Genomic DNA, 18,731 nt, shown 5'->3' on the forward strand with positions numbered 1-18,731 from the left:
ACCCTGTGCAAGAGCCGGCAGAAATGGACCGCCGCAACGGCGTGAGAGATACAGTTGCTAGTGTGGACCATCCGGCCCGTGTCTCATTGGGAACGGATATCAGCGGGGCGGCTGTCGCGCTTTTGCGCGGCGATCCGGAAGGGGGCGTTGGGCGCGCCATAGCCGTCGTAATCGCCATCGCGGCAGACAATTTCCAGAAAGAACCCGCCGGGGCCGGTGCGGCTGAATATCTGAAAGAAGCGGCCTGCGGCATCCTCGTCGTAGAGAATGTCATATTCCTGCAGGCGGCGCGTCATTGCCGGCTCAAGGCCGAAGCGGGCTTCCAGATCCCCATAGTAATTGGCGCCGATCTGCAAAAACGGGAAGCCAAGGTCCTTCAGTTTCCTGGCCGTGGCGAAAATATCGGTGCACTTCAGCGCAACATGCTGAACAGATGCGCCAAAGGTCTCCTCAATAAAACGCCCGGCCAGGGTGGCGCGCGCTTCGGCTCCGTTCAGAGTGACGCGCAGACCGCCGCTGCGCAGCGCCTGACTGCGCACCAGACCATGCGGGTCGACAACATCCAGCATCGGCGATTTCTCGGCTCCGAAACCTGTGGTGTAAAACAGCGACCAGCTGAGCATCTCCTGATAGTTCATTGTCTGCGCAATATGGTCGACCGCCGTGATGCCGGTGGCGGGCTGCGGTGTCGGATCGAGCTGGAAATCCACCTCCCACAGCTTCGACAGACCGCTTTTGTGGTCGACGAAGCGCAAAACCGAGCCGCCCATACCGCGCAGGGCCGGGATATCCAGTTCTCCTGCGCCGCGCTTTTCGTGATGCGGCAGGGCGCCAAGCGCCATGACCCGCGCGGCGGCGCCGCGGGCGTCGGGGACGCGCAGAGCGAGTTCGCAGACGGTGGTGCCATGGGTAGCCCAGGCCGAATGCCCAAAGCCGGCAGGGTCGGTGTTGATCAGAACGTTCACCTCGCCCTGGCGCCAGAGCGTGACGGCTTTGCTGCGGTGGTGGCCCGCGCGGGCAAACCCTGCGCTGCTGAGGAAAGCTTCCAGCGCCGGCGCCTCCCCCCGGCTGGTAGCGAACTCTATAAATTCAATGCCTTCGACCGGGGCAGGGGCCCGAAAATCGGGGAGATCAGGGGAAAGCGCAGGCTCGGCCCGGCGGGCGGCATCGGTCAGCGCTCTGAGGCTGCGCAGACCGTCTTTGGCCACCAGGCGCGGCAGGCCCGCGCGGAACTGGTCGTTGAAAATCTCAAGACTGAGCGGGCCGTTGTAGCCGGTGGCCAGAACAGCGCGGGTGAAAGCGGTGACATCCAGATCGCCCTCGCCGGGCATATTGCGGAAGTGGCGCGACCAATAGAGCAGGTCCATCTCAATGGCCGGGGCATCGGCCAGTTGGACAAAGAAGATCTTATCGCCCGGAATGGTGCGGATGGTCTCGGGATCGATCCGCCGCGCGAGGGTGTGGAAGCTGTCGAGGATCAGACCGACATGGGAGTGATCGGCGCGGCGCACCACTTCCCAGGCGTCGCGGTGGTCATGGATGTGGTGGCCCCAGGCCAGGGCCTCAAAGCCGAGGCGGATGCCGTAAGCGGCGGCAATGTCACCCAGTTCCCGGAAGTCCGCTGCCATACGGTCGATACCGCCCATGGCGGCGGGATGCACTGAAGAACAGATCAGCACCAGATCGGTGCCAAGCTGGTTCATCAGTTCAAACTTGCGCCGTGCGCGGGCAAAAACGCGGGCGCGGTGTGGCTCCGGCAGGCCTTCAAAGTCGCGGAACGGCTGGAAGAGCGTGATCTCAAGCCCGTGGTCGCGCACCATGCGGCCCACCTCTTCGGGTGTAAAATCAGAGGCGAGGAAATCCTGCTCAAAGATTTCGATCCCGTCGAAGCCCGCCTGGGCGATGGCGGACAGTTTGTCCCGGAAGGTGCCGGAGATGGAAACGGTCGCAATCGAGGTTTTCATGGCGGGCTCCGCAGCCTTTCAGGGTCAGGGGGGCGGCAGAGTGGCGAAATGCGCCAGCATCCGCTCGGGCTCGGCTTTATGCGTCGTGAAAAGCTCAAAGGCGCCGACGGCCTGAAAAACCGCCATGCCGCCCCCATCAAGGGTGCGGCAGCCAAGAGCGCGGGCGACGCGCAGAAGTTCGGTCTCGAGGGGGAAATAGACGATCTCGGCGACCCAGTGGCGCGGGTCCAGCAGGGCCGGGTCCAGCGCCATGCCGGGGTGCGCGGCCATGCCCATGGGAGTGGTGTTGATCAGTCCGTTGATGCGGGGCGTGACCTCAGCGGCATGGCCGACGGGGGTCGCAAAGGTGCGGCCTGCGCGGGCGTTTAACGCCTCAGCCAACTGCGCGGCGCGACCGGGGGCTGCGTCCTGCAGATAGAGCCGCCCGACGCCAAGGGCCAGGCAGGCATGGGCGACCGCCGCCCCCGCACCGCCTGCGCCCATCTGCAAAACCTCTGTCAGCGGCACGCCGGGTAAACCCCTGCGGAAGCTCTCAAAAAATCCGGACCAGTCGGTGTTATACCCGATCCTGCGACCGTTTCGAAACACCACCGTATTGACCGCACCAAGGGCCCGGGCATCGGGCGACATCTCATCAAGACAGGCCATGACCTGCTGCTTGCAGGGGTGGGTGATATTGACACCTGACAGCCCCGCCGCCTCAGCTTCCGCCAGAAGATCGGGCAGGGCGGCGGCACTCAGGCCCCGCGCCTGCAGGTCAATCAGCGCATAGTCCAGCGCAAAGCCCTGGGCCCTGGCTTCGGCCATATGAAGTGCCGGGCTGCGCGAGCGCCCGATACCGCTGCCGATCAGCGCGACCTGCAGCATGGCTCAGCCAGCCATCTCGGTCAGCGCACGTACCGCATGGATATAGCCGCGCGGTCCAAGCCCCGCCATCACCGCGGTCACCACCGGCGACATCAGGGATTTATGATAGACCGCTTCGCGGCGGTGCACGTTGGAGATGTGAAACTCAATGATCGGGCCGGGGAACATTTTTAACGCATCCATGATCGGCACTGAGGTGAAGGTGAGACCGGCGGGGTTGATCAGAATGGCCTTCGCGCCGTTGTCGATGGCCTCATGGATCCAGTCGACGATCTGGCCTTCATAATTGCTCTGGCGAAACTCAACCGGGGTGCTTCCTGCGGCCTCGCGGCACCAGGTCTCGATCTCGGCGAGCGTGGTATGGCCGTAGATCCCGGGTTCACGTCTGCCAAGGCGGTTCAGGTTCGGGCCGTTCAGAATATAGAGGGTCATCGGGTCTCTCACATGTCAGCTGCCATAGCCCGCAAGGCGCGGAAGCCACAGAACCAGATCGGGGAAATAGGTGATCAGCGCGAGGCAAAGCACCATCCATCCAAGGAAGGGCAGGCAGTCGCGGATGATATATTTCATCGGCGTGCCAGCGATATTCGTCATGATAAACAACAAGATGCCATAGGGCGGAGTGACAAGGCCCAGCATGATATTGACCACGACCACCACGCCGAAATGCACCAGATCAATCCCAAGCGCCTGAGCCGTCGGGATAAAGACCGGCACGATGATCAGCAGAACGGCCGTGCCCTCCAGCACACAGCCAAGGATCAGCAGGATCACATTGACCAGCAGCAGAAACTGCAGCGGCGTCAGCTCCCAGCCCTGCATCACCGCACGCAGGGTCTCGGGGATGTTCTCGACGGTGACGACATAGTTAAAGACCAGCGCGCCGCCGATCATCATCCCGATCGAGGCCGAAGTGCGCGCCGAGATCAGCACCGCGTTATAGCCCTCTCGCCAGGAGAGACTGCGGTAAATCACGGTCGAGACCAGAACCGCATAGGCGGCGGCAAGGGCTGCGGCCTCGGTCGGTGTCGTCACACCGGAGTAGATGCAGCCCAGCAAAATCACCGGCATGAGCAGTGTCGGGAAGGCTCCCCAGGTGACGCGGGGGATTTCGCGCATGGGCACCCGCTCTTCGACGGGGAAATTATGGCGCCGCGCATCCCAGGCGACCTGGGCCATCTGCATGGCGGTCATGATCAGCCCCGGCACCACGCCCGCCAGAAACAGATAGCCAATAGAGGCATCCGAGACGAGGGCATAGACCACCATCGGGATCGAGGGTGGCAGGATCGGCCCGATCACCGCCGTCACGGCCGTCAGCGCGGCGGCATAGCTTGGGGTATAGCGGTTCTCGCGGGTCATCATGGCCTGCATCATCCGGCCCGAGCCTGCGGCATCGGCAATGGCCGATCCCGACATGCCCGCAAAGATCAGACTTTGCAGCACATTGACCTGGGCCAGCCCGCCGCGCAGATGGCCCACGATCACATTGCAAAACCGTAAGAGCCGCTCAGTCATCGAGCCGGAGTTCATAATTTCGGCGGCAAAGATGAACAAAGGCACCGCCAGGATGATGTAATTGGAATACATCCCGTTCAGAAACTGCTCGGCGGCCGTGCCCATATCCATCCCGGTCATCCACAGATAACCGATTGAGGCGATGATCATCGACAGCCCGATGGGCATGCCAAGCAGCGCGAGCGCGGTCAGCGCATAGATCGTCAGCGCGAAGGGGCTCGAGAAATTCATACGCCGGAACTCGCTTTCGTGGGGTCAAAGGCGTCAGGCGCTTTGCCATAGATGGCGCGGAACCCGATCCAGAGATGGCGCGTGATCATCACGACCGCGAAGATCAGATAGACCGAATAAAGCCAGTCAAAGCGCAGCCGCAGATAGGCGGTCTTTTCCACCTTCATGAAGGTCACATAATCCCAGGTGGCGGGCATCGAGAGCACCAGCACCACCACCGCTACCGCCGAGGTGACCAGCGCCATGCGGCGACGGGTCTTATCGCCGACCGCACCATAGATCAGATCGAAGCGCATCTCTTCAACATCGCGGATCACAAAGGCTGAGCCGAAGAGCACCAGCCAGATCCAGAGCATGACGCTGACCTCATGGGTCCAGCCAATCGGCCAGTTCAGCAGATAGCGCGAGACGATCTGCACCAGAAAGACGAGGAACATGCAAAGAAGCAGCGCCACCACCACATCTTCGGCCCGGCGCGCAAGCCAGGCTGCAGGCTTTTGATAAGACATGAGATCCCCTCGCAGGGCCGGGGGCTGCACCCGAAGCAGGGCGCAGCCTGCCGGGATCACAGATCGGAGATGCGCTCAACCAGGCCCTGAGGCCAGTCTTTGGCAAGCGCCGAGTCGAGATAGGCCTTCTGCACATGGGCGCGGAAAGCGTCGACATCGGGGGTATAAACGTCGAGCCCTTTCTCAGCGAAGCTTTTGGCCAGTTCCGCCTCGCGCTTGTCATGCTCGGCAGTCGAATAAGCGATCGCCTCATCTGCGGCCTTCTGGAAGGCGGCTTTCTGCGCGTCTGAGAGGCTTTCCCAGAGTTTGCCCGAGACCGCCAGAAGATCAAAGGCCACCAGATGCGAGGTCATGACGATCTGTTTCATCACCTCGTAGAACTTCATATTGTCGACGTTGGGCAACGGGTTGTCCTGGCCGTCAATCGCCCCGGTCTGAAGGCCGGTATAGACCTCGGCATAGGCCATGGGCGTGGGGTTCGCACCAAGCGCAGAGCCGAGGAACTGCCAGGCTTCACCGCCGGGCATCCGCAGCTTGACGCCGGCAAGATCGGCGGGCGTATTGATCTTTTTGGTGCTGTTCAGCCCGATCTGGCGGGTGCCGTAGAAAGTTGGCCCGAGGATTTTGATACCAAGCTGTTTCTCAGCCAGCTCTTTCATTTCCGCGCCGACATCAGAGGCGAAGAATTTCGTCAGATGCGCGGAATCGCGGAACAGATAGCCCGAGGTCAGCGCCGACCAGGCCGGAACCTGGTTGGAAATATCCTGCGGCGCGATGTTGGACATCTCAAGGTTGCCGCGCTGCAGGGCAACCAGTTCGGTCCCCTGTTTGAAGAGCACACCACCGTAAAAGCCTTCATAGGCAAAGTCCTTGCCAATGGCTTCGGCAAACTGTGCCATCATGCGGGCGCGGATGTCCTGCTCGGAAAACACCGCCGAGAAGCGGATCTTCTGTCCGGTTTGTGCCTGCCCCATGCGGGCGAGGAACGGCGTGGCGAGCGCAGCCGCGCCCAGGACGGTGAAACCCCGTCGCGTCAGTCTGTTCTTCATACTGTCCTCCCTGAGAGACAGGCCCAGCCCTCCCCGGCGGTCCTGTTCCGTAAGAAGTGTTGCATCGGATTATTTTTCAATCAACCAGGGATTCATATTTCATCGGATATTTTTCAGTTTACCCGTTGATTTCCTCGGCCAGCCCTTGCGCCCCCCGGCTTCTGCGGGTGAAATAGACCGCAGGAGGAGCCCATGTATCCCAATCAGCAGGCGGTCGAATCGGCTGGTGAGCAGGTCTATGGCCGGCTGCGCGGTGACATCATTTTCGGGCGTCTGCCGCCGGGCCTGCGGTTGCGGCTGGAACGGCTGCGCGAGGATTATGCCGTGTCGGTCACCACGCTGCGCGAGGTGCTGGGGCGGCTGAGTGCCGAGGGGCTGATCAGTTTTGAGATGCAAAAGGGCTTTGAGGTGGCCCGCATCTCGGCGGCGGAACTGCGCGATATTGCCGAAATGCGCAGTCTTCTGGAATGCCACGCGGTGTCCCTGTCTTTCGCGCAGGGCGATCTCGACTGGGAGGCGGGGGTGGTGGCTGCGCATCACAAACTCACCCGGATGGAGGCGCGGATGCTGGCAGGCGACCGCGGGGCGACGGCGGCCTGGAAACGCTATGACCGCGAATTTCACGTGGCGCTGATTTCGGCCTGCGGCTCTGCGGAACTGCTGGGGGTTCACGAGCGGATTTTTGACCGCTTTCTGCGTTATCAGGTGCTTTTGGTGATGTTTCGCGGCGAAGTGGCCGCGGCCGAACATGATGCTTTGCTGAAGGCGGCGCTGGCGCGGGATGTGGCCGGGGCGCAGCAGATCCTGAGCCGCCATATCTCGGCCTGTATCGAGTATACGGTTGTAAACGGCCTCTTTGCTGAGGCCGAAGGAGTCTGCGATGAGTGATGTGCGCCGCCCCGGCGTGGGTGAGGGGCTTTATCACCGGCTGCGCGGTGACATCATTCAGGGCCGTCTGGCGCCGGGTGCAAAGCTGCGGCTTGAGCAGCTGCGCGAAAGCTATGGTGTGGCCGCCAGCACGCTGCGCGAAGCGCTGTCGCGGCTGGCCAGTGACGGCTTTGTCCTGGCCGAGGGGCAGCGCGGCTTTCAGGTGGCGCCGATCTCTGCCGAAGGGCTGCATGAAATCGCGGGGCTGCGGCTGCTGCTCGAAGAGCATGCACTTGCACGCAGTTTTACGCGCGGCAACCTGGAATGGGAGAGCCAGGTGATCGCCGCGCATCACCGCCTCGACAGTCATGAAGAGCGGCTTGAGGCCGGGGATCGCAGCGATATTGCGCTCTGGCGGGAAGCGGACTGGCGCTTTCATCAGGAGCTGATTTCGGCCTGCGGCTCTGCGGTGATGATGCAGACCCACGCCGAGGTTTTTGACAAATACCTGCGTTATCAGATGATCGCGCTGGCCTTTCGGGTCGAAGCCTCCCGCGCAGAGCATCGCGCACTTTGCGAGGCGGCACTCGCGCGGGACGTGTCAGGCGCGGTGGGCCTGCTGCGTCACCACATCCGCGCCGGGGTGGAGCATGCCCTGCAACGCTGGAGCGGGGAAAAAGGCGGGGGCTGAGCCCCGCCCGATCTGTCGTCCCTGCGCGATGGATCACCCTTGCAATGCGGCTCCAGCCGGGCCATCAGGCGATCGGCCTCTGCCGCATCCTGGGCCGACAACTTCGGCCCCGGGGCGCGGGTCGCCGCCGAGGCAATGGCGCCGCGCCGCATCAGGATATATTTGCGTACCCCAAGACCAAACCCCGGCTGCTGCTCATGGCGCAGGATGGGCAGGTAGAGAGGCTCTGATGATGGGTTGGGTAGCCCCTCCTGACGGCACTTGTGGCATTATGTTGCCACAAACACTTGGGAGGATATGGCTATGATGAGGGAAGTTTCACTCATTGGCGTTGACCTGGCCAGGCAGGTTTTTCAGTTGCACGGTGCGACGTCTGACGGGGCAGTCATGTTCCGTAAGAAGCTGTCCCGCAAGCAGTTCCTGGCATTTATGCAAAGGCATCCTGCATGTCGCGTTGCAATGGAGGCTTGCGGCACCGCTCATTACTGGGCGCGGACATTGGCCACATTCGGTCATGACGTTCGCCTGATCGCGCCCAAATTTGTCAAAGCCTACGTCAAGAACCAGAAAAATGACATGGCCGACGCTGAAGCAATTGCCGAGGCGGCGAGCAGACCAACGATGCGCTTTGTCGAGGTCAAAAGCCCAGAGCAACAAGGACTGGGGATGATCTTCAGAATGCGCGATCTGCTGGTTGGACAGCGCACCCAAACCATCAATGCCCTTCGTGGGCATCTTGCAGAATTTGGGTTGGCTCTCGGCAAAGGCCGAGAGCAGCTCGACAAGCTGAAATCATCTGAGCTGACGGACGACCAAGGGAATGCGCTGCCGAGCAGCGTTTGCCAGATGGCACAGCTTTTCTTTGACCAGATTGATGATCTGTCCCGGCGCATATCGGAGCTGGATGTGAAAATTAATGCAGCCAGCCGCCAGTCCCACCTTGCAGCACGGCTTCAGAAGATACCCGGTGTCGGCCCTATAACCTCCATGGCTTTGGCCGCCTTCGCGCCCCCTATGGAATGTTTTCACCGAGGCCGCGACTTCTCGGCGTGGTTGGGGCTGGTGCCACGACAGCATTCGAGTGGCGGCAAAATCAGGTTAGGGCGGACGAGCAAATCAGGTCAACGCGATATCCGACGGTTGCTCATCATTGGAGCCATGGCCGTCATTTCGGGCACCAAGATCAGGCCACCCGCTGAAGGGTCGTGGTTGGGACGAATGTTGGCACGTAAGCCGCGCATGCTCGTGGCCATCGCACTGGCGAATAAGATGGCGCGCATGTTATGGGCGCTTATTGCAAAGAATGAAGAGTTTCGGGGAGGACCTCATCTGGCAGGATAGACCTTGGCAGTAGGAAGACCTCGAAAATGCGAGAGAAGCTGAAGCGTGTATGAAATCGATCGGAAAGATCGGGACTGTGGAAATCAGGGTTACATCGAGAGCAGAAAGCTCGTTCTGATGTTTTGATCACAGTCTGCGGATCCCATACCGGCCAAGGGAGTTATCATCCCACGCATAGGCCTGACACATGACCGCCTCCCTAATGGATTATGACGATCCCACCTTGGCACAAAGATGCCGTCGGGGGGCGGTTACAACATCAGAGCCGAAGTAACGTCAGATCAGCACTGGATGGGCAGTTTGGTATCGACAGTTCTCACATATTGATACTGTACACCGTAGTATTCCCAAATTTCGATAATACTTTTTCCGTCAGATCTGACAGGGGCTTGAGCCGCTGTGCAGCCCTGGGCAGGCCCTGTGGGTCGTGCATGGAGTCTGTCCTCGTCCTGACGCCATGGGTCAAAGGCCCCTGACGGAGCCTCTGCGCCCTGCGGTGACCGCGGAGTCAGTTGCCCTCATGCTCCGGTGCGCTTTGCATCAGCTGCACCGCGGGCGACTGCATCAGGCTGACATAACGCTCAAACTGGCCGAGGATGTCGCTCAGAAGCTGCTCCTGGGTCATGCCCATAACGTCATAGCCGCGCTCGCCGGTGGCGAAATAGGTGCGCGCCTCATAGCGCAGTTCCGGCTTTCCCGTGGCCAGCGGCGACAGCACCGCAAGCGGATGGCTGGCGAGCGAGACGCCATAGACAAAGTCCCGTGCCCCCTCGGCCTGCGAGCGCAGGGCCACGGCGCCCTCCTCGCCGTCCTCGACATGGGCCTCACGCCCGATCAATTGCAGCTCCCGCGCCACCTGCTCGAGCGCAGGGCGGACGCGCCCGGCGAGATAGCCGCGCACCTCACGCTCGGTCGGGGCATGAAGGATCATCCCAAGGCGCTTTTGCCAGGAAAGCCCCGCAGCCGGGCTGGCGGGCGGCGCGGTCAGGGCGCGGCTGGTGCTTTGCTGCGCCATATCGGCCCGCATCCCCGCCAGCAGCGACCACAAGAGGGCCAGCATCACGCAGATAAACGGCAGCGCGCTGGCGATTGTGGCCGACTGCAGCGCCGTAAGCCCGCCTGCCAGCAGCAAAACCGCCGCCACCAGCCCCGACATCAGGCACCAGAACACCCGCTGCACCAGCGTCGTCTCGGTCTGCCCGCCAGCGGAGATGGTGTCGATCACCATGGCCCCCGAATCCGCCGAGGTCACAAAGAAAATCGCCACCAGCAAAATCGCCAGGGTCGAGGTGATGGCGGGGAAGGGCAGATAGGTGAAAAACTCAAACAGCCCCACGGACAGATCGGCTGCAATCGCAGCCCCAAGCGCGCCTTCCGCCACGCCCTGGTCAATGGAAATGGCCGTGTTGCCAAAGACGGTCATCCAGACAAAGGTGAAACCCGCCGGGATAAACAGAACCGCCGTGATGAACTGGCGCACCGTGCGGCCCCGGGAAATCCGCGCAATGAACATGCCCACAAAGGGCGACCAGGAAATCCACCAGGCCCAGTAAAAGAGCGTCCAGGCATCAATCCAGGGGGTTGGGTCATAGGCGTAGATATTAAAGGTGCGCAGCAGAATGCTGTCGAGATAGAGCCCGAGGTTTTGCACAAAATCCCGCATCAGATCGGCCGTGGGCCCCACCAGCAGCACGAACAGCATCAGTAAGATCGCCACCAGCAGGTTCAGCTCTGACAAAATCCGCACCCCGCGATCAAGGCCGCTCAACACCGAAAGTATCGCAAGCCCCGTCACCAGGGCGATGATCATCAGCTGAACCGAGGGGGAATTGGGCACGCCGAGCAGGAAACTCAGCCCCGAGTTGATCTGCGTAACCCCCGCCCCCATGGAGGTCGCAAGACCGAAGACCGTGCCCACAATCGCAAAGATATCAACGGCATGACCAATGGGGCCATTGATGCGCTCCTTCAGCAGCGGATAGAGACCCGAGCGGATGGTCAGCGGCAGATTGTAACGATAGCCGAAATAGGCAAGCGAAAGCCCCACCACCGCATAGACGGCCCAGGCGTGAATGCCCCAGTGCAAAAAGGTCACCGACATCGCCTCGCGCACTGCCGCCACCGAGCCAGGCTCGGCGGTGGGCGGCGCCAGATAATGCGTCATCGGCTCGCCCACGCCGTAAAACATCAGCCCGATCCCCATGCCCGCGGCAAAGAGCATGGCCACCCAGGATTTAAAGCTGAAATCCGGGGTGGAATCGTCCGGCCCAAGGCGCAGATCGCCAAACCGGCTGAAGCAAAGGAGCAGCATGGTGGCCAGAAAAATCCCGACCGAGAGCAGATAAAGCCAGCCAAAGCCCGACAGGATCCGGCTTTGCAGCCCGCCGAAAATGGCCTCGGCCTGGGCTGGCAGAAAGATCCCGACGCTGAGAAAAAGGCCGATGATGATCAAAGCGCCAAAGAACACCGGCGGGTTGATGACAAAGGGCTTAAACATAACGGGGCTCCGATCGCGCCATGTGGTCGCTCTTCGTTGTAGTATCTACGCCAAGCCTCCAACTTTTCTGCCGCATCCGCAAGTGTCAGGAACCAATGCTGGTTCAGACACTCCGCCCGGAAGCGTCCATTGAACGCTTCGATGAAGGCATTGTCCGTCGGTTTTCCAGGCCGGGAGAAGTCGAGGATCACCCCTCGCTGGTAAGCCCAGAGATCCATGTCCCGCGAAACGAATTCGCTGCCCTGATCGACCCGGATCGTCTTGGGATAGCCCGCTGTTCGGCAAACCCGATCAAGCGTCGCGACAACATCTTCGCCGCGGTAGCTGTAGCGAACGTCCAGAACTGGCACGTAGCGGGAAAAGGTATCAACGACGGTCAGGACACGCAGTTTCTTTCCCGTTGCCAGCTGGTTATGAACAAAGTCCATTGCCCAGACCTCGTTTGGCCCGACTGCCACAGCGCGATCCTCCCGAAGCTTTGCCTTCACTCGCCGCTTCGGTGTCTTATGTCTGAGTTGCATGCCCAACTCTTTGTAAATGCGATAGACTTTCTTGACGTTGATACCCCAGCCTTCGCGATCAAGAAGGACATGAACGCGCCGGTAGCCATACCTGACACGCGTTTCACAGATCTCTCTGATGCGCTTCGCAACAGCAGCCTGATCGGTGCGGCGGGATTTGTAGTGAAACGTCGAACGGTCAAATCCTATGGCCCCACAAGCCTGCCGGATCGACACCGTCCAATCGCTGCACATCCTGCGGAGGGCCTGTTCTCCCGGGTGCATTCCTCCCTGGCACCCCGCGCCCTTACAGTGGACGGTGGCTACGACGAGGAGCCGAACCACCATCGCAGATGGTCTCAGCCACCGCCCGGAACCGCTGGCCGGAACGGTAAAGCCGCTGCAAAGCCGTGTAAGCCCTGCACACCACACGCCGGCACCCCTGGCGCCACCCTTCTCACCGGCTGGCGCTGTCAGGGCCACCGCCCTGCCATGTGGCACAGTTGGCGGGGGGCCGGGCGGTCGATCTTCAGGTCGGAAATCCTGTACAGGATGCGGGTTTACCTGCAGCCTCAGTCAAAATTCCACGCCAGCGCAGCATTCCGGTGGCAGGTTGCATGATGGCCACCGAAAAGACGCCGTGGGAGCTGGCCCCTCAACCGCGCGGCTGGGGCACCCAAAAGCGCTCTTTTCCCGGATGATGATCAGCTCACTTACCAGTCCGCAGCGCGGCTGACCCGACGGGGTGGCAAACGAAACAAGGCACCCCTCAGGGTGCCTTGTCCCAATCGAATTGGCCATCAGCACGGTGCGCGAGCCCGAAAGCTTTTCTGCGGCATGCGGTGCGCCAAACGATATCCTCAGACTGCCATATCTGCGGCGAAAAGTCTGTTAACGTTCAGGCGATCCGCTGTGAGCCCGGCGTGAGGTGGCGGCAAAGCTTACTTGTATTTGCCGGTGTGGGTCGGCTCAACGCTGACAGCCGGGGCGGCCTGAACATATTCAACCGGTGCGGGGGCGGGCTGTTGTGCGCAGGCAGCCAGCAGCAGCGTGCCGATCGAAGCGCTCACAAGGGAAATCCGTTTCATGCATGTCTCCATTTGACAGGACGCATATGTATTACGCGTCCCGCAATGGTATCGGGCACGGAAAGATAAACAAGCCATGCCCTGCGCACATAGCCTGTGCGAAAATGTCATAGCTTGGGGATCCGCCCCTAGCGCTGATAATCCCGCCCCGCCCATTGCAGACCGATCACCGCGCCCTTCACGGGGCGCAGCAAAACCAGCGTCAGCGCCGACATAACGACCGCAAGGGCAATCAGCCCCGTCAGGATGTTTTCCCCGCGAGGTGAAAGGTCACGATCTGCGCCGGGATCAGCAGCAGGCAGGTGATGCAAAGCACAAAAAACGTCGGGCCGTCGGCGGGGCGGATGCGGGTGTAGTCCTCACCACAGACGGCGCAGCGATCGACTTTGCTCAGGTAGCCCTGGAACAGCGCGCCCCTGCCACAGTTCGGGCAGCGGCTGCGCGCGCCGCGAAGGATGGCTTCGGTGGTCCTGCGTGTCTCCATAACGCTCCCCTGCCCCGGCCTGCGCGCGGCAGGACGGATCTTTGGCGGCGGGCCTGCCGTCCCGATAACTCTGGCACAGCAGGCCGCGCGTCGTCGAGTGCTGCGGCCCTCATATTGGCGTGTAGAGGCTGTGAAGACCCGGCGCCAAAACGGTTAAAGCCGCGCACCACCGGTGGCGTCAATCAGGCCCGGCTGGCCCGAAGCTGCATATTTGGGCTTTTGAGAGAACATGTTGAGAACAAAAGGCTGATTGACGGCCAGACCTGATGTTGGATGATGCTTGCGTCTGGAGGTGTCATGACAGAGCAAGCATTTGCCACGGTGTGGGGGCTTTCGTATTCCGATTTTGAATTTCTCAATCGGTTTGGGGCGAAGTCTCGGGTAGCGATTGCATGCCAGCTCGTCTTTTTTCGCCAACATGCACGGTTTCCTGCCGACCGCAGTGATCTTGACCCTGATGTGATCGCGTACGTTGCGGATCAGATTGGGGCAACAGACGATCTTTCCTACTCATTTTCCAGTGATACCGCGCGGCGGCAACGTGCGGGCATTCTCGATTTCCTTGGATTTCGTCGAGCTTCTGATCGTGACCGCGCCAACCTCCAGGCCTGGATGATTGAGCAGCTTGGTGGGCAGGACCTGAACTTAGCAGGCTGGATCGAACGTGGTTTTGACCAGACGCGGCAGATGGGCCTTTTTGTCCCGTCAGACAAGATCATGGAACGCCTTGCCCGCGCTGCCCGCCGGGATTTTCGCGATGGTTTTCTGATGCGTGTAGGTGCGCTGCTCCACGCCGAAACCATTGAGCAACTGGAATGGGTGCTCTTGGAGCCTTTAGCCAATACGGGGTTTCAGCGACTGAAGGATGATGTGGGCGCGGCAACGCTGGAAAGCGTGTTGCTGGCAGCTAGGAAGGTGTCCTTTGTCGATGGCCTCGATCTACCAATGGCTGTTCTTGATAGGGTTGAGCGGGGATGGATTGCGCGGCTTGCGCGTCAGGTAGAAGGTAAAACCGCCTCGGAAATGCGCCGCCATGCCCCCGAGAAGCGCCTCGGACTTCTTGCGGTCTACCTGATGCATCGCCGCTCGCAGCTGATCGACGGCCTCATTGATTTGCTTTTAGAGGTGGTTCATCGTCTGGGAACACGATCGCGCCGCAAGGTCATTCAGGGCATCGCGGCTGATATGGGCGCGGTTCACGGCAAGGAACGGTTGCTTGTCGAGATCGCCATGGCCGCGTTGGATCATCCCGAGGGCCGGATTGAAGACGTTATCTTCCCTATCGCCGGAGCGGGTAAGCTCCGGGCAGTCATTGACGCACATCGCGCCAAGGGTACCTTGGACACGCGCATCCAACAAACCATGCGCAACTCATATGCCAGCCACTACCGCCGCATGTTGCCACCGTTGCTCCGGGCTTTGCGATTTCGGTCGAACAACGCAATGTGGCATCCGATATTATCCGCCTTGGATCAGATTATCCGATTTGCGGAAGCTGGTCGTCGGGTGGTTTCTGAAGATGATACTCCAGCAGGGATTCTCCCCGGGAAATGGCGCAACACAGTCATTGAGGAGAACGGCCGGGTCAATGTTGTGTCCTTTGAGCTCTGTGTGCTGACGCAACTGCGGGAACGCATCCGTGCCAAAGAAATCTGGATTGAGGGCGCGGACCGGTACCGCAATCCGGATGATGATCTGCCGGGGGACTTTGCGGAACGACGAGATGACTATTACGCGGATCTGAGGCTGCCGCAGGATTCCAAGGGCTTCGTAGCACGCGTGAAGGCTGACCTGGAGCAGGAACTTTTCCTGCTGAATGCGAGGTTGCCTGACAATGATAAGGTGCGCCTGCGGTGGAGTGGGGAAAACCGGATTTCAGTTACCCCGCTGGCTCCAGTTCCTGAGCCTCCCGGCTTGGCTGCGCTGAAAAGCGAAGTCGCTCGGGTCTGGCCCATGACGGGGCTGCTCGATGTGCTGAAGGAAACGGCGCTGGATACCGGGTTTCTGGGAAGCTTTCAGACCTCGGCCAGCCGGGAAGCATTGCCGTCAGCCGTTCGAGATCAACGCCTGCTGCTGTGCCTTTATGGGTTGGGAACGAATGCGGGCCTGAAACGGGTGGCATCAGGCTCATCCGATGTCAGTTATGATGAACTTCTGCACATTCGGAGGCGGTATATTGATCCGGCCTCCCTGAAAGCGGCTTGCGCGCAGGTTGCCAATGCAACGCTTGCGATCCGTAACCCAGAGGTCTGGGGCATGCCGGGGACGACTTGTGCGGGAGATTCCACCAAGTTCGGAGCTTGGGATCGTAACCTGATGACCGAATGGCACGCGCGCTATGGCGGGCGGGGTGTCATGATCTACTGGCATGTCGAGCGCCAAGCGACCTGCATCTATTCGCAACTGAAGCGTTGCTCATCCTCTGAAGTCGCAGCCATGATCGAAGGCGTCCTGCGACATTGCACGGATATGGAAATCCAGAGGCACTATGTCGACAGCCATGGCCAAAGCGCAGTCGGCTTTGCCTTCTGCCACCTTCTGGGCTTCGAGCTTGCACCGCGTCTCAAGGCTATCGCGCGACAGAAACTGGCCCTTCCGAGTACGGGTATGCGGGCGCAACTGCCCAATCTGTTGCCAATTCTATCAGGCGTCGTTGATTGGGATGAGATCGAGCGTCAGTATGACGAAATGGTCAAATACGCTGCGGCCATGCAACACGGCACTGCTGATCCTGAGGCTATCCTGCGCCGGTTCGCCCGTTCCAACGTGATGCACCCCACCTACAAGGCGCTGGCAGAGCTTGGCCGCGCCATCAAGACGATTTTTCTATGCCGGTATCTGCGCTCAGAGGCCTTCCGCAGGGAAATCCACGAAGGGCTGAATGTCGTGGGGAACTGGAATAGCGCCAACAGCTTTGTGTTCTTTGGCAAAGGTGGTGAGATTGCCACCAACCGCGTACGGGATCAGGAAACTGCCGCCCATGCGCTGCACCTTCTGCAGTCATCGCTGGTCTATGTGAACACGAGGATGGTGCAGTCTATCTTGCGCAATCCCGACGTGGCCGCACGCTTGTCACCGGAAGATTATCGCGGCCTGTCCCCGCTCATCTACCTGCACATCAACCCTTATGGCCGCTTCGAGGTCGATCTGGATAAGCGGATCGATTTTGAACGCATGGCCGCATAGAGGCGCTCATGGCGAAAAAAGACCCCCAAGTTTTGCGGCTGAAAATTACCCTTGAACACGTGGAGCCTGCGCCGTGGCGGGAGATCGAGATCCGATCGGACAAGACCTTGCCACATTTGCACGACGCCATTCAGGCGGCTTTCCTATGGTATGACATGCACCTGTGGGACTTCGGGATCGGTGACCGCAAATACCAGATGAAGAGCGAGGACTTTTGGGTCGAGCCAATGTGGGGACCGCCCGTAATGGAAGTGACCACGAAGAAGGTCGACTTTTTCCTAAAAACCAAGGTGCCGCCGGTCATTTATACCTATGACTTTGGTGATGACTGGATGCACCGGGTTGAGTTGATCTCGAAGCGCCGCGTTGTGCCGAACGAGCCCTTGCCGCGTTTTGTCGGCGGTCAATGGGCGACCCCGCCAGAGGATATCGGAGGCCCACCGATGTACGAGGCATTCAAGGAGGCGCGCGAGGACGCAAGCCACCCAGAACATGATTGGGCGAAGGAAGCCGGATACGTTGACTGGGCTCATGATGAAATCCACGCCGATGTTGTCAGGGAGCGCTTCACGAAGTTGCAGACCCAGAAACGGCGGGAGCGAAATTTTTGGATGGAGTAGTCTTCAGGTTCGTCATTTTGGGTATGCCTATAATGATATCTCGCGTGAACACTGAAACAAACCGCTTTTGTGTTCACTTTGGGTCCGTTTCGAGATAATGAACAGGTCATGTCAGAGGCACACCCAAAATGAACACTTATCAGGCCAAAATCGGGTACGCGCGCACCTCGACCGTCGATCAGAACCTCGATGCGCAGATTGCTGCCTTGAAAGCGGCCGGGTGCGGCATGGTCCGCACCGAGCAAAAGAGCGGGGCTACCCTTGATGGTCGACCTGAGTTGAAGACGATCCTCGACTTTATCCATCCAGGTGAAACCTTGGTGGTCACTCGGATCGACCGACTGGCCCGCTCGATGCAGGATCTCCAGACCATCGTTGCGCGGCTGAAAGAAAAGGGTGCGCATCTGGCGGCGACAGAGCAACCTGTCGATACGTCGACCGCTGCGGGCAAGGCCTTCTTCGACATGCTTGGGGTCTTTGCAGAGTTCGAGACCAACCTCCGTCGGGAGCGGCAAGCCGAAGGCATCAAGGTTGCTAAACGGAAAGGGGTCTATCGAGGTCGCCCGCCGAAGATCGATATGGCGGCCATTCAGACCAAACTCGGTGCAGGCCTCTCCCCAACGGAAATTGCCCGCGAGATGGGGATCTCGCGCGGTACTGTCTATAAAGCAAAGGCTGAAATGCTGACGAGTAACGAGATCACAGAGGTGCCGACTGCATGAAAAAGCCCCCGCGCAAGCGACAGCCTTCTGCGCCCAAGGCGCCTGCGCAAACACGGGTCAAGGTGCAACCCCCACGTAACCTGACCCCAGAGCTTTGCGATCGGCTGCGCCGGGACATGATGAAGGCATGCCTCGCTGTGGCAGAGACGCACGGACTGACAGTCGAAGGGGGCGATCTCACGGATATCGACCTGCGCCACAGTTTTGAGATCAGCTTCCGCGTCGGCATCCCGCAGGAGGACGGCGCGATCTATTCCCCGAACAAGGCCATGTTCGAGGTTCTCGCACCTCATTTCGGGCTGGAGCCCTCAGACTATGGTCGCACCTTCCGGTCGAAGGATGAACTGTTCCGCATCGTCGCCATCAACCCCAACAGGCCGAAATATCCTGTCAGTGCTGAACGCGTGTCGGATGGGCGGGGCTTCAAGTTCCCCGCCGATAATGTCGCCATGTACCTCCTGCGGTCAGACCCGTGATCCGTACCGCATTTGTTCCGGCAAAAGCCCAAATATGCAGCTTCGGGCCCTTTGGGCCGACCTGAAGCAGCGCGGTTTAAAACAGGATCCGAAATTGGCCATCGGCGACGGCGCTTTAGGC

The 18,731-nt window shown here is 60.3% G+C and carries 17 protein-coding genes and 2 pseudogenes; 7 read left to right on the forward strand and 12 right to left on the reverse strand.

The genetic code is table 11. The features are described 5' to 3' along the window. Positions 1-83: 83 nt before the first annotated feature. The 6 genes from EP867_RS16145 to dctP are packed head-to-tail and all read right to left on the reverse strand — an operon-like array spanning position 84 to position 6,138. Positions 84-1,964 (reverse strand): bifunctional sugar phosphate isomerase/epimerase/4-hydroxyphenylpyruvate dioxygenase family protein, encoded by a 1,881-nt coding sequence (locus tag EP867_RS16145; protein ID WP_128490505.1) that lies wholly within the window; start codon positions 1,962-1,964, stop codon positions 84-86. A 24-nt stretch (positions 1,965-1,988) separates the two neighbouring features. Then, a complete protein-coding gene (locus EP867_RS16150; protein ID WP_128490506.1) occupies positions 1,989-2,831 on the reverse strand; it encodes a shikimate dehydrogenase in 843 nt (280 codons plus the stop codon). A 3-nt stretch (positions 2,832-2,834) separates the two neighbouring features. Next, positions 2,835-3,263 (reverse strand): type II 3-dehydroquinate dehydratase, encoded by a 429-nt coding sequence (locus tag EP867_RS16155; RefSeq protein ID WP_128490507.1) that lies wholly within the window; start codon positions 3,261-3,263, stop codon positions 2,835-2,837. Between the two features lie 15 nt (positions 3,264-3,278). Next, a complete protein-coding gene (locus tag EP867_RS16160) occupies positions 3,279-4,580 on the reverse strand; it encodes a TRAP transporter large permease (RefSeq protein ID WP_128490508.1) in 1,302 nt (433 codons plus the stop codon). After that, positions 4,577-5,089: a TRAP transporter small permease gene (locus EP867_RS16165; protein WP_128490509.1), complete on the reverse strand. Its 513-nt coding sequence runs from the start codon at positions 5,087-5,089 to the stop codon at positions 4,577-4,579. Before EP867_RS16165 ends, EP867_RS16160 begins: the two co-directional genes overlap by 4 nt. 56 nt (positions 5,090-5,145) lie before the next feature. After that, entirely contained in the window at positions 5,146-6,138 is a 993-nt protein-coding gene (gene dctP, locus EP867_RS16170; RefSeq protein WP_128490510.1) for a TRAP transporter substrate-binding protein DctP, read from the reverse strand. A gap of 192 nt (positions 6,139-6,330) precedes the next feature. Between dctP and EP867_RS16175 the strand changes: the two genes are divergently transcribed. Both EP867_RS16175 and EP867_RS16180 read left to right on the forward strand, forming a co-directional pair. Further along, positions 6,331-7,026, forward strand: coding sequence for a GntR family transcriptional regulator (locus EP867_RS16175; RefSeq protein WP_128490511.1), 696 nt, complete (start codon positions 6,331-6,333; stop codon positions 7,024-7,026). Continuing rightward, complete coding sequence (locus EP867_RS16180; RefSeq protein WP_128490512.1) at positions 7,019-7,696, forward strand: GntR family transcriptional regulator; 678 nt, start codon at positions 7,019-7,021, stop codon at positions 7,694-7,696. Before EP867_RS16175 ends, EP867_RS16180 begins: the two co-directional genes overlap by 8 nt. 35 nt (positions 7,697-7,731) lie before the next feature. Here EP867_RS16180 and EP867_RS20510 read toward each other — a convergent pair. After that, positions 7,732-7,914: pseudogene (locus EP867_RS20510) on the reverse strand (dihydrodipicolinate synthase family protein); the annotation flags it as partial. A gap of 88 nt (positions 7,915-8,002) precedes the next feature. On the opposite strand from EP867_RS20510, the gene EP867_RS16190 reads away from it, so the two are divergent. Further along, on the forward strand, positions 8,003-9,037 hold the full coding sequence (locus EP867_RS16190; RefSeq protein WP_128490523.1) for an IS110 family RNA-guided transposase: 1,035 nt from the start codon (positions 8,003-8,005) through the stop codon (positions 9,035-9,037). 508 nt (positions 9,038-9,545) lie between these two features. Here EP867_RS16190 and EP867_RS16195 read toward each other — a convergent pair. From EP867_RS16195 to EP867_RS16210, 5 genes and pseudogenes are all read right to left on the reverse strand, one after another. After that, on the reverse strand, positions 9,546-11,534 hold the full coding sequence (locus tag EP867_RS16195; protein ID WP_128490513.1) for a BCCT family transporter: 1,989 nt from the start codon (positions 11,532-11,534) through the stop codon (positions 9,546-9,548). Then, a pseudogene (locus EP867_RS16200) lies at positions 11,486-12,289 on the reverse strand (IS3 family transposase); the annotation flags it as partial. The pseudogene EP867_RS16200 and the gene EP867_RS16195, both read right to left, overlap by 49 nt. Positions 12,290-12,975: 686 nt before the next feature. Then, positions 12,976-13,122, reverse strand: coding sequence for a hypothetical protein (locus EP867_RS19900; RefSeq protein ID WP_164888910.1), 147 nt, complete (start codon positions 13,120-13,122; stop codon positions 12,976-12,978). A 128-nt stretch (positions 13,123-13,250) separates the two neighbouring features. Then, positions 13,251-13,433, reverse strand: coding sequence for a DUF983 domain-containing protein (locus tag EP867_RS20545; protein ID WP_128490514.1), 183 nt, complete (start codon positions 13,431-13,433; stop codon positions 13,251-13,253). Further along, positions 13,364-13,606 (reverse strand): DUF983 domain-containing protein, encoded by a 243-nt coding sequence (locus tag EP867_RS16210; protein ID WP_128490515.1) that lies wholly within the window; start codon positions 13,604-13,606, stop codon positions 13,364-13,366. Before EP867_RS16210 ends, EP867_RS20545 begins: the two co-directional genes overlap by 70 nt. Positions 13,607-13,903: 297 nt before the next feature. Between EP867_RS16210 and EP867_RS16215 the strand changes: the two genes are divergently transcribed. The 4 genes from EP867_RS16215 (at position 13,904) to EP867_RS16230 (ending at position 18,610) form a co-directional block, all read left to right on the forward strand. Next, a complete protein-coding gene (locus EP867_RS16215) occupies positions 13,904-16,792 on the forward strand; it encodes a Tn3 family transposase (RefSeq protein ID WP_128490516.1) in 2,889 nt (962 codons plus the stop codon). Positions 16,793-16,800: 8 nt separating this feature from the next. Next, positions 16,801-17,412, forward strand: coding sequence for a plasmid pRiA4b ORF-3 family protein (locus tag EP867_RS16220; RefSeq protein WP_128490517.1), 612 nt, complete (start codon positions 16,801-16,803; stop codon positions 17,410-17,412). Between the two features lie 128 nt (positions 17,413-17,540). Beyond that, a complete protein-coding gene (locus tag EP867_RS16225; RefSeq protein WP_128490518.1) occupies positions 17,541-18,134 on the forward strand; it encodes a recombinase family protein in 594 nt (197 codons plus the stop codon). Beyond that, the gene (locus tag EP867_RS16230; protein ID WP_241656938.1) at positions 18,131-18,610 is read left to right on the forward strand and encodes a hypothetical protein; all 480 of its coding nucleotides are present in this window, start codon (positions 18,131-18,133) and stop codon (positions 18,608-18,610) included. The genes EP867_RS16225 and EP867_RS16230 overlap by 4 nt, the downstream gene beginning before the upstream one ends. The last annotated feature ends 121 nt before the right edge of the window (positions 18,611-18,731 follow it).

It is taken from the genome of Falsigemmobacter intermedius (assembly GCF_004054105.1).
Taxonomy (GTDB): Bacteria; Pseudomonadota; Alphaproteobacteria; order Rhodobacterales; family Rhodobacteraceae; genus Wagnerdoeblera; species Wagnerdoeblera intermedia.

Bases quoted from the DNA above. Each gene is read 5' to 3' on its own strand.
- EP867_RS16145 (WP_128490505.1), bottom strand. From the start codon at position 1,964: ATGAAAACCTCGATTGCGACCGTTTCCATCTCCGGCACCTTCCGGGAC.
- EP867_RS16150 (WP_128490506.1), bottom strand. From the start codon at position 2,831: ATGCTGCAGGTCGCGCTGATCGGCAGCGGTATCGGGCGCTCGCGCAGC.
- EP867_RS16155 (WP_128490507.1), bottom strand. From the start codon at position 3,263: ATGACCCTCTATATTCTGAACGGCCCGAACCTGAACCGCCTTGGCAGA.
- EP867_RS16160 (WP_128490508.1), bottom strand. From the start codon at position 4,580: ATGAATTTCTCGAGCCCCTTCGCGCTGACGATCTATGCGCTGACCGCG.
- EP867_RS16165 (WP_128490509.1), bottom strand. From the start codon at position 5,089: ATGTCTTATCAAAAGCCTGCAGCCTGGCTTGCGCGCCGGGCCGAAGAT.
- dctP (WP_128490510.1), bottom strand. From the start codon at position 6,138: ATGAAGAACAGACTGACGCGACGGGGTTTCACCGTCCTGGGCGCGGCT.
- EP867_RS16175 (WP_128490511.1), top strand. From the start codon at position 6,331: ATGTATCCCAATCAGCAGGCGGTCGAATCGGCTGGTGAGCAGGTCTAT.
- EP867_RS16180 (WP_128490512.1), top strand. From the start codon at position 7,019: ATGAGTGATGTGCGCCGCCCCGGCGTGGGTGAGGGGCTTTATCACCGG.
- EP867_RS16190 (WP_128490523.1), top strand. From the start codon at position 8,003: ATGAGGGAAGTTTCACTCATTGGCGTTGACCTGGCCAGGCAGGTTTTT.
- EP867_RS16195 (WP_128490513.1), bottom strand. From the start codon at position 11,534: ATGTTTAAGCCCTTTGTCATCAACCCGCCGGTGTTCTTTGGCGCTTTG.
- EP867_RS19900 (WP_164888910.1), bottom strand. From the start codon at position 13,122: ATGAAACGGATTTCCCTTGTGAGCGCTTCGATCGGCACGCTGCTGCTG.
- EP867_RS16210 (WP_128490515.1), bottom strand. From the start codon at position 13,606: ATGGAGACACGCAGGACCACCGAAGCCATCCTTCGCGGCGCGCGCAGC.
- EP867_RS16215 (WP_128490516.1), top strand. From the start codon at position 13,904: ATGACAGAGCAAGCATTTGCCACGGTGTGGGGGCTTTCGTATTCCGAT.
- EP867_RS16220 (WP_128490517.1), top strand. From the start codon at position 16,801: ATGGCGAAAAAAGACCCCCAAGTTTTGCGGCTGAAAATTACCCTTGAA.
- EP867_RS16225 (WP_128490518.1), top strand. From the start codon at position 17,541: ATGAACACTTATCAGGCCAAAATCGGGTACGCGCGCACCTCGACCGTC.
- EP867_RS16230 (WP_241656938.1), top strand. From the start codon at position 18,131: ATGAAAAAGCCCCCGCGCAAGCGACAGCCTTCTGCGCCCAAGGCGCCT.